Genomic DNA, 13378 nt, shown 5'->3' with positions numbered 1-13378 from the left:
GCTTTTTTTATTTCCTCAAACGAAACTTACTCCCAGCCTCCACCTAGTGATCGGTAAAGCTCGATCAGCGCTAAAAATTGCTCCTTGCGCAAATTGGTAAGGTTCAATTCAGCTTCAAGAACGCTTCGCTGTGCCGTGATAACTTCCAGGTAAGAGGCATATCCTGTTAAGAATAAATCTTTGGAAGTGGCAACGGCCTGTTGCAATGTCACGAATTCCCGCTGCTTATAATCGTTTATCTTCCTGGTGTTTTCCAATTTTTTTAAACTGGTGCTTACTTCTTGAAAGGCGATCAAAACGGACTTATTATATGCGTAATAAGCTTCCCTACTTGCAGCTTCTGCACTTTTTTGACCAGCTTTCAGAGCCTTTCGATTCACAAGAGGGGCTGTTAAACCGCCCAGCGCGCTGTATGCAACGGAGCCTGGGGAAAAAAGCAGGTCACTTTTGAAAGCATTAAATCCAAGGAATGCGGTAATGTTTAGGGACGGGAGAAAAGCCATCTGAGCAGCCTGCTGTTCCGAATAGTATGCCAGCAGATTCAGTTGAGCCTGTTGTATATCCGGCCGTCTTTTTAACATGTTGGCAGGAATACCGGCCCCGATCACTTCCGGGAGAAGTTGCCCGAATGTACTATCCCGTACAATTTGTTGAGGAAAACGGCCTAGCAGTACATTTAGAAAATTCTCTGAATCTACTATTTTTTGCCGTACCTCATATTCCAGTCCTTGTGTATTGAGCAGCTGTGCGGTTAGTTGTTGCACGCCCAGTTCATTGGCACGTCCGCCTTCTTTTTGAATTTTTATTGTTTCGACAGCGGATTGCTGAAGCGCAATATTTCTTTGTATGATGTCAAGCTCATTGTCCAGCGCTAATAACTGGTAGTACGAACCCGCTACCTGTGCAATTAAACCTGTTATGATTGCTTGTCGAGCCTTCTCCGACGCCAGAAAATGATGGTAAGCGGCCTTTCTCTTTGTTTTAAGTTTCCCCCAGATATCAACCTCCCAGCTACTTCGCAACCCTACAAAATAATCCGGCATAAAAGGCGCAGGCAGTTTTCTATCGTTGTCCAGGTTTTCGGAAAAGTTGGTATCATAATTTCCAACGCCATCCATGGTATAATCACCAAATTTTCTGCCCCCGGCAGACACATCGGCTGAAACAGATGGTAGCAATGCACCTTGGGCAATCAGGATATTGGACCGGATCATTTCAATGCGCTGTGCCGCCATTTTCAAGTCCGGATTGTTTTGCAGCGCAGTATCGATCAGCGCGACCAAATAAGGGTCTTTGAAAAATGATCTCCACTGTACATTCCCAATGCCCGCTGTGTCCGTTTGGCCCTGAAAGGTTTTGGGAGGCTCGGTTCTTTTCGCTTGCTCAACGGGCTGCGTTAGTTTACAGCCTGAGAGCGTAGCCATAGCAGCTAAGAAGAGGAGGTATACTAGTTTTTTATATGTTTTCATGAATGGATAGTCTTGATGGAACGCACGCGTTTTAGCCGAGTACAGCCTCTTCTTTTTGAGCTGCTATTTTCTGTGATTTCTTTCGGCTGGAGATTCCTGCAAAAAGCACATAGAGTCCTGGAATGACGATTACGCCAAACAACGTTCCGACGAGCATACCGCCTGCTGCCGCAGTTCCAATGGAACGATTCCCGATAGCCCCCGCGCCGGAAGCCATCACGAGCGGAACAAGTCCGGCGACGAATGCAAGTGAAGTCATCAGAATTGGCCGGAGCCTTTCTGTGGCTCCCTCGAGGACCGCATCAATAACCGATCGCCCTTCCTTTTGTCTGATGATGGCATACTCAACAATCAGTATGGCATTTTTCCCCAATAACCCGATTAGCATTACCAGTGAGACTTGTGCATAAATGTTATTTTCCAGGCCCATTAACTTAAGGGCTAAAAACGCCCCGAAAACACCGGTTGGCAGGGAGAGAATAACTGGCAGAGGGAGTAAGAAACTTTCATACTGTGCGGCGAGCAAGAGATAAACGAAAATCAGACATATTCCGAAGATATAAACTGCCTGGTTTCCGGACAGGATTTCTTCCCGCGTCATTCCCGACCAGTCATAGGTAAAACCCTTTGGCAGGCTCGTAGCTGCAATGCGTTCAACGGCTTTGATGGCGTCGCCGCTGCTGTATCCGGGGGCGGCATCCCCATTGATCATTGCGGAGGTATACATATTGTAGCGGGTGAGAAGCTCTGGCCCATAAACCCGCTCCAATTTGATGAAAGTGGAGAACGGCACCATTTCACCGCGATTGTTTTTTACATATAGTTTAAGGATATCTTCGGGTGTCTTCCGAAAGCTTGGGTCGGCCTGAACCATTACTTTGTACATCTGTCCAAACCTGATAAAGTTGGAGGCGTACAAGCTGCCAATCAAAGTTTGGAGCGTACCCATGGCTACATCCACGGATACCCCTTTTTTTGCCGCAATATCCGCATCTACGTGGATCATATATTGCGGAAAACTTGCGTCGAAACTGCTGAATGCGGTTGCAATCTCGGGCGAACTTATCAGATCTTTGACGAACTGATTGGTTACTTCAGCCGTTTTTTGCAAATCTTCGCTCCCGGTTCTGTCCTGAACCCTTAACTCAAAACCACTCGAATTACCGAATCCGGGAACCGTTGGCGGCGGGAAAAACTGGATATCGGCATCCGTAATGTGTTTCGTTTTTTGCTCCATTTCTGCAATGACATCCTGAACCGAGGCTTTTCGCTGGTCCCATGGTTTCAAATTGATCATTGCCATTCCATAAGAAGAACCAGCGGATTCGGTGATGAGGCTGTATCCCGAAAGTGATGATACGGATTCGACAGGTTCCAGCGATTTAGCTACCTTCTGGATTTCGTCCAGAACAGCCTCCGTCCTTTCTACTGTGGCGGCTACCGGCGTAGTTACATTGACGTTAATTACCCCCTGATCTTCCGTTGGTATAAAGCCGGTAGGCAGAATGGTGTTGATGCCATAAGTACCCACGCAAAATGCGAGCAGGAGCCCTACAGTGATTATTCTCCTGCCGACAATAAGGGAAAGCAGCCGACGGTATTTGTTTGATACACTGTCATAGCCTCGATTGAAACCTTCGAAGAAGCGGTCAAGCAATGTGTTTTTGGAAGGCTGAGCATGGGAATTTTTTAACATTAGGGCACAAAGGGCCGGGGTTAACGTTAATGCATTAATACCCGATATGACAATGGAAATGGCAAGGGTTATGGAAAACTGCCGGTAAAAAATGCCGACCGGCCCCGACATAAATGCTACCGGAACAAACACCGCCGACATTACCAGGGTGATTGCGATGATTGCCCCGCTCATTTCTTTCATCGATTCAATGGTTGCTTCTTTCGGACCCAAGTGCTTTTCAGCCATTTTTGCATGCACTGCTTCCACCACGACAATCGCATTGTCGACCACAATACCGATTGCCAAGACCAGCGCAAAGAGTGTCAAAAGATTGATCGAAAATCCGAACAATTGCATGAACGCGAATGTGCCGATCAGGGCAACCGGTACAGCCAGCGCCGGGATAAGTGTCGACCGGAAGTCCTGCAGAAAAAGATATACGATGATGATAACGAGAATAAAAGCCTCGATCAGCGTCCGCACGACTTCGTGTATGGAAGCGTCCAGAAACCGGGAAACATCATAGGAGACAAAGTAATCCATTCCGGGAGGGAATGAGGTTTTTTTTAACTCAGCTACTTTGCTTTTGATATTTGCAATCACCTCTTGCGCATTGGAACCAGGGCGTTGCTTGATCATAATGGAAGCTGACGGTTTTCCATTTGATTTGGAAGCCATATCATATTCCAATGTGCCGAATTCAATGTCTGCCACATCTTTCAGTTTCAACATAGAACCATCGGGATTGGATCTCAGTACTATATTCTCGTACTGGGCGGGCTCGGAGAGCTTGCCGGTATATTTCAGGACATATTGTAAAACCTGCGTTTCCCGGCCGGAACTCACACCGGTTTTCCCGGGTGCGGCTACCACGTTCTGATCGCGGATTGCCTTTACGACTTCGTCAGCCGAGACGCTGTAACTGTTCATCCGGTCGGGCTTGAGCCATACGCGCATGGAATAATCCCGGCTTCCCATGATTTGCGCCCTGCCGACACCATCGATCCTTTTCAGTTCCTTAAGAATATTAATATCGGCGAAATTGTACACAAAGTCCTCTGCTACCGATGTATCCGAACTCATAATATCCAGATACATCAGCATACTGTTCACTTCCTTTTCAGTCGTAACGCCAGCTTTAATTACTTCTTCGGGAAGTTCGTCGATAACCGTCTGGACGCGGTTTTGAACATTTACGGCTGCCAGGTCAGGGTCAACACCGACGTTAAATGAGATCGTAATGGTGGTTACTCCGTCATTTCCTGAAACAGAGGTCATATAGGTCATGCCGGGCACTCCATTGATTGCTTTTTCCAATGGTACGGCTACCGCATCGACGCAAACCTCGGAATTGGCGCCGGTATAGGTTGCTGTAACCACAACGGAGGGCGGCACAATGTCGGGAAACTGGGAAACAGGGAGTTCCAGAAAGGCAAAAAGCCCAAGCAGGGTTATGAAAATGGAGATCACCAGCGATAAGACCGGTCGCTCAATAAATTTTTGGAACATGATTGAAAATTCAGGTGAGACAAAAAGATCCTAGCGTGCCGTGAGCTGTATTTTGCTGGCGGGAACGCGCAGGCTGTCAGGGGAAATGTTTTTGGGCCTGATAGTAGCACCGTCCCTAAGCCCTTGCAGCCCTTCGCAAACAATCGTTTCTCCTGGCTCCAATCCTGATTTTACCACATAGTATCCTGATAATCTTGATTTTGGCACAAAACTGCGGGTCTTGATCCTATTATCCTTACCCAGAACATATACGAAGTTTTTATCCTGGATTTCAAATGCAGCTTTCTGGGGTATCAGGATCGCATTTTCCACGGTGTTGGTGAGGCGTATGGTTCCTGTTGAACCGTGTTTCAGCAATTTTTCAGGATTCGAAAATCTTGCCCGAAATGCAATGGAGCCGGTTCCTTCGTCGAAAGCGCCTTCCATGGTTTCAATGGAGCCCTTGTGTTTAAAAAAAGAGCCGTCCGCAAGTTCAAGCTCGACGATCGCTTCTTTATTGTCGCTTTTGCCCCGGGCTTTCACATATTCGAGGTACTCGTTTTCGGAAACATTGAAATAAGCAAAAACAGATTTGGTGTCCGATAATGTGGTAAGCAGTGTGCCGTCATCGATCAGGCTCCCCATTTTCTGCGGAATCCTGTCGATTACCCCGTCAAATGGTGCTTTGATTTCGGTACGCGCAAGATGGATTGCAGCATTTGACTTCTCGGACCGCGATTCCTCGATTTTGGCGTTGGCGGCAGCGAGTTTGGCTTCTGCCACTTCCACTTCTGTTTTGGTGATCACATTTTTATCCACCAGGAGCTTTACCCGTTTCAGTTCCAGCTCGGCACCTTTGGCTTCGGCGATTGCACTTTGCAGATTGGCCTTGGCTTTGGCAAGCTGGGCCTCGTACTCTTCATTGTTAATCCTAAAGAGAATCTGTCCTTTCTTCACTTCCTTGCCTTCGTCGACATATACTTCCTCCAGATAGCCTTTTACACGGGCATAGATTTCGACATTTCTGATGGCGTGTATATCCCCCACATATTCCCGGTGCAAGTCGGTTTTTTGCGGTCTGAGTTCAGTTACCGGAATGGTCAGAATGCTATCATTGGCATTGTCGGCGGTTTCGCTTTTCGAGCTGCAGCTGTAAAATAATACGCTCAATACCAGCAATAATAGCAATTGGAAATTTTTCATGTTGAGTTGAATTGAGTTTAAAGAGTAGTGTTACAGCATATGTCTGCCTTGGGCTGAGAGCGCGTGACAGAAATGTATGCAAGAGGACATTTACAGCCTTTTCAGGGCGTGCATATGTCTATTTTAATAAACGGAATGTGAGAGAACGCTTGCGGCGAGTTCAAAAAGGGCAAAGTCGATGAAGAAAACCGTAGTAACCGGGCAGAGCTATTGCGCCCTTGCTCATGGCGGGCAATGCTACGGATTCCCGGACAATTTTAGGAAACTGCGCAGTGTTGTAATCCGGAACGGCTGGTGTGACGGTTGATAGAAACCGGTAGGTTGAATGCCTATGCCGCAAAAGGCTTGACAGGTTTTCTTTCCATTCAAACTCGTCGGCCCTGACAATCGTCTCATTTTTGCAAACGGCGTCGTCGGCTAAGACGAAATCTTCTAGGCCTTCGGACGGTTGAGTGGTGTACGGAGCAAACCTACCTAAGCTGGATTGTAATTTGCATAAGGCTGCCGACTGCTGTGGAAGCAGCCCGAGAGCCATGATTTGTATCAGGCTGAAAAACAATACAAAAGTTCTTTTTGTCATGAGGCTGATTGAAGTCAGTTCATTAAAAATTTATACTTTTATAATGAATTCAAGATTGGTTGGAATTTTTATAACGGAATGTTAATACAATCAACACAAGTTTCAAATGTAACGATTCGAATGTATAATCCAAATTTAAACAATCGTTAATGTGTGTTAACATTGGGTTTTACAAAAGAAAAAATAAGCTAATACTGATTTTCTCCAAAAAAATCATCAACTTTTCATGGTTGATCCATGCATCGAAAAATTTGTTCCATGGACATTAAAACGATCCGGACCGAGCGGTTTATTCTTACTAAAATGACTTCGGCCGACGGCGACAAGTACTTCCGGCTGAGCAATAATGAGCGAGTGATGAAGTACGTCACGGGATATCCGTTATCCCGTCAGGAGTCCGATGAAATGCTGAAAGCATTTTTAGAGGAATACGGTCACAATACGTACCTGGGCCGGTACCTGATCGAGGAGATTTTAACAGGAGACCTGATTGGGGCGGCCAAACTGGATAAAGTGGGTTCTGAAATTGAAATTGGCTACCGCGTTCTGGAAGAGCACTGGGGTAGGGGGGTAGCCACCGAAATAGCTTCGGGGTTAATCAAATTTGCAAAGGAAAAACTGAAAGCGAAGGACGTGATTGCTTATGTGAACGTAAACAATGCGGCCTCTATCCGGGTACTTGAAAAGTCCGGAATGATCAATGTACAGACTGTAGAAGATATTGACGAAATCAAGTATAAGTTTAGTTGTTTACCTCAAAAAAATCTATCAATGAAAAAAGCGCTCTACATTATCCTAGGACTGATCGCTGTTGTCCTGATTGCCGCGTTCATCATGCCAAAAGATTATGCGGTGGAAAAAGAAGTTGTTATTAACAAGCCCAATGCGGAGGTGTTTGCCTACCTGAAATCCCTCAAAAATCAGGATAAGTGGAGTGTTTGGTATAGCAAGGACCCTAACATTAAGAAAAATTATTCGGGTACAGACGGTACGGTCGGCTTCACTTCAAGGTGGGAAGGAAATAAGGACGTCGGTAAAGGCGAACAGGAAATTACAAAAATTGAAGAGGGAAAGCGTATCGATACGGAACTGAGATTTTTGGAACCATTTGAAAGTACCAACGATGCTTTTATGATTACCGAGCCCGTCGATTCAAGCTCGACAAAAGTAAAATGGGGCTTTACCGGCGTTATGCCTATACCCATGAACGTCATGCTGCCATTTATAGGTATGGAAGAGTCGGTTGGCAAGGATTTTCAGGATGGGTTGAACCACTTAAAGGGAATTTTGGAAAAATAAATGAGCCATACAGATCCTCGTGTCGATGCCTACATTGTCAAATCGGCGGATTTTGCAATACCCATTTTAGAATATCTCCGGGCGTTGGTACATGCCACCTGTCCGGATGTCAGGGAAACCATTAAATGGAGTTTTCCTAATTTCGACTATCATGGCAGCATTATGTGCAGTATGGCGTCGTTCAAGCAGCACTGTTCTTTTGGATTCTGGCTTGCATCCAGGATGACCGACCCGCATAACCTGTTAGCTACCGGCGATGGAAAAATTTCTATGGGCCAACTGGGGAAGATCAAAAGCCTGGAAGATCTTCCGGCAGAGGAATATTTGGTCGGCTTCATTAAGGAGGCTATGGAATTGATTGACAGCGGTGTAAAACAAAAAAGACCAGAGAAGCCTACTGAGCCAAAAGAACTGGTTATTCCGGACTACTTACCCGAGGCATTAGGAAAAAATCCAAAAGCTCAGAAGGCTTTTGATGCGTTCAGTTACTCCAATAAAAAGGAATACATAGAATGGTTCGAGGAAGCCAAAACTGAAGCAACGCGTAATAAACGCATTGAAACGGCACTCGAATGGATGGAAGAAGGAAAGTCGCGTAATTGGAAGTATGAAAGGAAGTAATCAGGAGGCTTGCCAGGTTTTTGAAAACCTGGCAAGTATTGTCCTTTTTAAAACTTCCCGCTGGTATCAGCCAGCGCATATCTAAAAGTGTAGTAGCTTGATTCTTCGGTAGGCACGTCTTCCGGCGCACCTTTGTAATAGCTGATGATTTCTATTTTGGCGTATTTGCCTTCTGCGGTTTTAACCAGAATTGTGCGACCAATAATTGGTAAAATCGCATGTACGCCCATATCGTATTTATACCAGGAATTGCCGCTGCCGCCGGGAATTGCAAAACCCGCGTCACCGTCGGATTTATAGCCTTCTTTTACAGCCTCCGCAATCAGATCAAAAGGTTTTTCCAGGACGATCGCTCCACCTTCCCCCGGACCGCTGGTACCACCATTGACTGCGATCGTTGTTTTGCTGAACGCAATGTCCCAGTTTTTACTCTTGGCGTCAGTCGCGGGAACCGCTTTGCCGGTTACCAGGCTGAAATAGATGTAAGGTTTTGTATTGGCGTCGAGGTCTTTGATGACGACAACTTCTGATTTAGCAGGAGCGATTGTCATGCCATCGTTCTTTGCAATGGGGGAGATTATTTCATTTCCGGAAACCAGTAATAATGAAACGGGAAAAATAATTGTCTTCAGTAACATACCTTTAAGTGTTATGCCCCCAGAGAGTTACATGATGCAAGCCTCTGGGAGCGTGTGAAGGACTAAGCTCCCTTTTTAACCAGTTTGTATTCCAGTTTCGGCTTGCCGCGCTCACCGCCGTCGTTTGGATGGAAGCTTACAAACCGAAGCTTGTAGATATTACCGGCCGGATCTTTAATCAGATAAAAACGGTCTGTTTTTACCCCGACAGTACCGCCCGAAGTCACGCGCCACTTGGAACCTATGGCGTCTGCCGCCGATGAGAAAGTAATTCCGGTCAGGCTTGCCTCTGCGAACGCATCATAGGTGGCAGTGGTAGTAAGAACTTCAGCCGCCTGCACACCGGCAAACTTATTGATAAATACAAGGTCGGAGAATCCATAAGGGATCAGGCCGGTACCGAAATTGGTGTAGTACATACGATATCCCCATTCGATATCCCAGCGATCTTTTGCTGGCTCAACGTCCAAGGTTGCCCCTTTTTCAAGTGAAACGTATTCGAAATTATAGGCTGCGTCTTTGGTGATGTCCAATGTTTTGAATGTGGTATCATTCAATTTGGCGTATTGAAGCGTATAACCGGTCCCTTTGCGCAGAATTCTGATTTTGTATAAGTCAGCAGCTGGCAGGACCGTTCCTGATCCTCCTTTGCGGTTCAAAACATATACTTTGTTGTCGGTATCGGTTGCGGATATTTCTTTAATCACTGTTTTGGTAAGGTCGCCAGTAGCGTCATCTACAAGGCTCAGCTTGCCTACTCCCTGCCCGACAGCCAGCGAATCTGCAACGAGGTCTTTATCGGTTACCGTGGTGATGTCCGATTTGTCGACCATCAGCGCAGAGGCACCATTTGTCCCATTGATAATGACGCGGAAATCAGTGGCCCCGTAGAATCCGAGGTCCCAGCTGTCGCGCAAAACAGGAGTTTGCGTGTTGCTGCTCAGATCAAGGAAAACAGAGTTGGCGGCGCTGCTGCCTAATTCCGAACCGGCTATACCATTTAATTGGATGCTGGTACCTTCGGAAATGATCGCCTTGAAGCTTAATTTCAAATCCGCAACGGTCCCGATCAGCGCAGGCGTTCCTACGGAAGTGATCTTAAAAGCAATGCTTTCATCCCCATCCAGAAAAATTCCCGCTTTTTTTGTCACTTTGAAAGAAACGGATGATTGACCGGCAGGTACCGACAATGCGATGGCATCGTTTGTGGCGGCAGGTGTTGTAGTGAACTCTGTATTGTAGGTAAGCTGGGTGGGTGTCAGCGATATGCTGATGGGCGTCGCAGTATCGACGGCACGGGTAAGCACAATTTTAATTTCGGTTTCGTCACCTTCGAAGCCTTTTGCGGAACTTTCAAATCCTGCGAGATTGTCGGGCAATGGTGGTTCATCGTCGTTACAGGCATTGAAGCTTCCCAGGAACGTAATCAGCAGGAGCGACTTAACTATTTTCTTCATGTTTGTTTTGATTTATTGAAAGGGTATTGTTTAATTTTTTGACCATTGAATATGAAGTCCCAGAAAATAAGACCTGCCGTATGACATCGGCACCGCTCCACCGGTACTATGCGCCCCGCCGGTGTCTGTGGAAGAATTGTTGAGCGTAGTCACATTCAGCAGGTTTTTAGCTCCACCTATAAGGTTAATGTATTTGCCGATTGTCTTGTTTACCGTAAGGTCGGCCATGTGAAATGCGGCGGTTTCGGCAAGGTGCACGTTGACCTGGCCGACTATTTCGTAAATCGGTCTTTTGCCTGAATATTTGTAAAACAGGTTAACGCTTGTACCGATTTTTTTGAAAGTATAGAGGAAATTGGCGTTGATCTCTGGCGACCAGACAAATTGCGGCAGCGCTCCGTATTCCTCCGGATATTCCGAGAACTGATTGTAACGTGCTATATATGAGCCGCCCAGGCTGGCCTGCAGATTTTTGGCGAAGATTTTGTTGTCCAATGTAAATCCGGTTGTCTTAAAGAGATTCACATTGAGGTAAGTCGTTTCGCTCGGATTTTTTGGGTCAATTCCGGTATCGATGAGATTGTGGAATATATTGTAAAACCCTCCCAAGGTTGTGCTGACGCGCACATTTGGCTTGGTTACCGATTGCCATACCAGAAACGAATTGAAACTATTGGAGTATTCCGCTTTAAGATTCACATTGCCGCTGATGGAGTGGGAGGCATCATGGAAGTCGAAATACAATTCCCTCAAAGCCGGCGAACGGAAGCCCCGTGCATAGCCAAATCGAAAATCAAGTGTCCTTGTAAGGGCCAGCTTGCCGTTTACAGAAGGGATTACCGGAGGAGCATCGTAAACGGAGTTTTTGAGAAATCTTAAACCGGGAGCAAGTTTAAACATGTGCCCGATCCGGATCTCAGGTGCCAGAAACACTGCATATTCCGAAATGGATGGTGAGCCCTGGATTCGTGCACCTGAGCTCTTATTGTCCGAAAGGTCCATTCCGGCCTGTAATACAAAGCTGTCGGTAAACTTGTAGAACATGGTCCCGCGGAAGAAAGCAGTAGTGAAAATGGATTTGTCCTGGGAGCCGGGATCCAGGGAAAGTGTCCGTCGACCCAGTGAATCGACGTTGGTGCTGAGTGTTTTTCTGGAATAGTCGGTATAAGAAAGAACGCCTGTGAGTCTCAGTTTTTCGGTAACATTAAGCTGTGATTGGAACTGGTGGAACCACCGGTAAGTGTGATAGTCTTTGTCGGCAGCTATCCCGCTGATCGGGTTACGGTTACCGAAGTATTGGATCGTTTCGTCCGTTCCGTTGAAGCGATACCAGATGTTCCATCTATTGCTTTGATATCCCGCTCCTGCTGTGTAAAACATTTGATCTTTGGGCATCCAGTCTTTCGCCCTGCCCGCAGAAGCCCCCTGCCATCCGCCGAAATTATTCCTGGTAACATTACCGGTTAACTGTAAGTGCAGGTTCTGCCAGGTTACTCCTACGCTTTGATTATGTGTGCCGCGTTTGGTGAATGCATCGTATTCTTCGCCTGCCGTTTCCTCCTGCATCCGCGCATTTAAGGTGATATTGGAGCCGCTGCGCCCTTTCTTGGTAATAATGTTGATAACGCCTGCCAATGCGTCTGTCCCATAGATCACCGACATCGGCCCTTCGACGATCTCTATACGTTCGATGGTATTGATGTCGATCTGGCCCAGACTTTCGCGCGTACTTCCGCGGTCGACCATCGGAACGCCGTCCAGCAGTATTTTGACACTCTGGCCCGTCATACCCATCAGCTGAATATCAGTGGTTCCGAGTGTGAGATCATTGGAAAAGCGTATACCAAGTTCGGTATTCAGGATTGTCTGCAGATTGGTTGCGCCGCGTTGCCTGATTCTTTCACTATCTATGGTCCTTACTTGGTAAACTGACTTTCTAAGTGATTGTGACTCAGACTGGCCTGTAATGACCATTTCATTCAATACCAGCGGGGTTTCAGAAAACACGATGTCTGCTAACTTCAGTGTTTTATCGGATATGATCTCTACCGCCGTCTGTTTGTCTTTATTTCCAATTGTTTTGGCGATCAGCGTGTAGTTGCCGACAGGGGCTTTGAGAGAAAATGTGCCATTTTCGGCAGTTTCGGTTCCGTGAGGAGTTCCTTTGAGGTATACGCTCACACCACTCAACGGCATTCCATCTTGCGAAATAAGCCTGCCTTGCACCGTGCCGCTGGTTTGTGCATCAGCTATCGTAAAAGAGAGCAAAATGAACAGAACGGTAAAGAGATATCTCATCGAATAATTATTTAGACTAAATATATTTTGCGAATAAAAATATTATTTAGACTAATTACAATTAAACATTTAAATTTTTTAGATGAGCCCTATTGAAAATAAAAGAAACTTATTTGATAATGGCTGAAAGCGTGACGGTTACAATGTCTTTCAGCTTCCAGTCTTTCTCGCCAATTTTGAAGTCCAGACGGTTGATTTCAAACGTGCTCGTCAGCGAATAGCTACCATCCGCATTCTTTTTTGCCTCAAAAGGCAGAGTGACGGTTTTAGAAACATCGCGCATGGTAAGTGTGCCGGTTGCCTGGAATTTGGAGTCTTTTTTTTCGACTCTGGAAGATTTGAAATGGATGTCAGGGTACTTTTCAACATAAAAGTATTTATCACTCTTCATGTCCTTGTCCCTTGAGTTATTATTGGTTTTGAAGCTGGCGGCGGCCACTTTCAAGTCAAATGATGACGCTCCGACATTCTTTTCATCGAAAATTGCGGTCCCCCTGGGGCCATCGAAAGTGCCGTTGCAAGTTCCCAGGATAAATTTGACGCTGAAACTTGTAGCTCCTGAAACTATCTTCGACGTTTGTCCGAAGCAAGTAACTGAGCAAAAGATTGCCATTAGGGTAAAAGACAGGTTTTTCAGGGTGTTCATG

Annotated in this window: 10 protein-coding genes; 2 read left to right on the top strand and 8 right to left on the bottom strand. The window is 46.2% G+C overall.

Features of this window, described 5'->3' with window-relative positions; translation table 11 throughout:
* Positions 1 to 26: 26 nt before the first annotated feature.
* The 4 genes from AC1XUF_RS12355 to AC1XUF_RS12340 all read right to left on the bottom strand — a co-directional run bounded on the left by AC1XUF_RS12355 (position 27) and on the right by AC1XUF_RS12340 (position 6418).
* The gene (locus tag AC1XUF_RS12355; protein ID WP_483342109.1) at positions 27 to 1469 is read right to left on the bottom strand and encodes an efflux transporter outer membrane subunit; all 1443 of its coding nucleotides are present in this window, start codon (positions 1467 to 1469) and stop codon (positions 27 to 29) included.
* 31 nt (positions 1470 to 1500) lie between these two features.
* Positions 1501 to 4656, bottom strand: a complete 3156-nt coding sequence (locus AC1XUF_RS12350; protein ID WP_483342108.1) for an efflux RND transporter permease subunit — start codon at positions 4654 to 4656, stop codon at positions 1501 to 1503.
* Between the two features lie 30 nt (positions 4657 to 4686).
* Positions 4687 to 5838, bottom strand: a complete 1152-nt coding sequence (locus tag AC1XUF_RS12345) for an efflux RND transporter periplasmic adaptor subunit (protein ID WP_483342107.1) — start codon at positions 5836 to 5838, stop codon at positions 4687 to 4689.
* Between the two features lie 160 nt (positions 5839 to 5998).
* Complete coding sequence (locus AC1XUF_RS12340) at positions 5999 to 6418, bottom strand: hypothetical protein (RefSeq protein ID WP_483342106.1); 420 nt, start codon at positions 6416 to 6418, stop codon at positions 5999 to 6001.
* Positions 6419 to 6676: 258 nt separating this feature from the next.
* Here AC1XUF_RS12340 and AC1XUF_RS12335 point away from each other — a divergent pair, with 258 nt between their 5' ends.
* Positions 6677 to 7717: a GNAT family N-acetyltransferase gene (locus AC1XUF_RS12335; protein WP_483342105.1), complete on the top strand. Its 1041-nt coding sequence runs from the start codon at positions 6677 to 6679 to the stop codon at positions 7715 to 7717.
* Positions 7718 to 8338, top strand: coding sequence for a YdeI/OmpD-associated family protein (locus AC1XUF_RS12330; RefSeq protein ID WP_483342104.1), 621 nt, complete (start codon positions 7718 to 7720; stop codon positions 8336 to 8338). It abuts the gene before it with no gap.
* Positions 8339 to 8385: 47 nt separating this feature from the next.
* Here AC1XUF_RS12330 and AC1XUF_RS12325 read toward each other — a convergent pair whose 3' ends face one another.
* The 4 genes from AC1XUF_RS12325 to AC1XUF_RS12310 all read right to left on the bottom strand — a co-directional run bounded on the left by AC1XUF_RS12325 (position 8386) and on the right by AC1XUF_RS12310 (position 13377).
* Complete coding sequence (locus AC1XUF_RS12325; RefSeq protein WP_483342103.1) at positions 8386 to 8976, bottom strand: HmuY family protein; 591 nt, start codon at positions 8974 to 8976, stop codon at positions 8386 to 8388.
* A gap of 62 nt (positions 8977 to 9038) precedes the next feature.
* Positions 9039 to 10433: an HmuY family protein gene (locus AC1XUF_RS12320; RefSeq protein WP_483342102.1), complete on the bottom strand. Its 1395-nt coding sequence runs from the start codon at positions 10431 to 10433 to the stop codon at positions 9039 to 9041.
* Between the two features lie 30 nt (positions 10434 to 10463).
* Positions 10464 to 12731, bottom strand: coding sequence for a TonB-dependent receptor (locus AC1XUF_RS12315; RefSeq protein WP_483342101.1), 2268 nt, complete (start codon positions 12729 to 12731; stop codon positions 10464 to 10466).
* Positions 12732 to 12840: 109 nt separating this feature from the next.
* Positions 12841 to 13377 (bottom strand): YceI family protein, encoded by a 537-nt coding sequence (locus AC1XUF_RS12310; protein ID WP_483342100.1) that lies wholly within the window; start codon positions 13375 to 13377, stop codon positions 12841 to 12843.
* Position 13378 lies beyond the last annotated feature (1 nt).

It is taken from the genome of Dyadobacter sp. HNCC25DJ185, from assembly GCF_056895195.1.
Note: the sequence above shows the minus strand (reverse complement) of the source record. Positions and strands in the feature narration are given on the sequence as shown.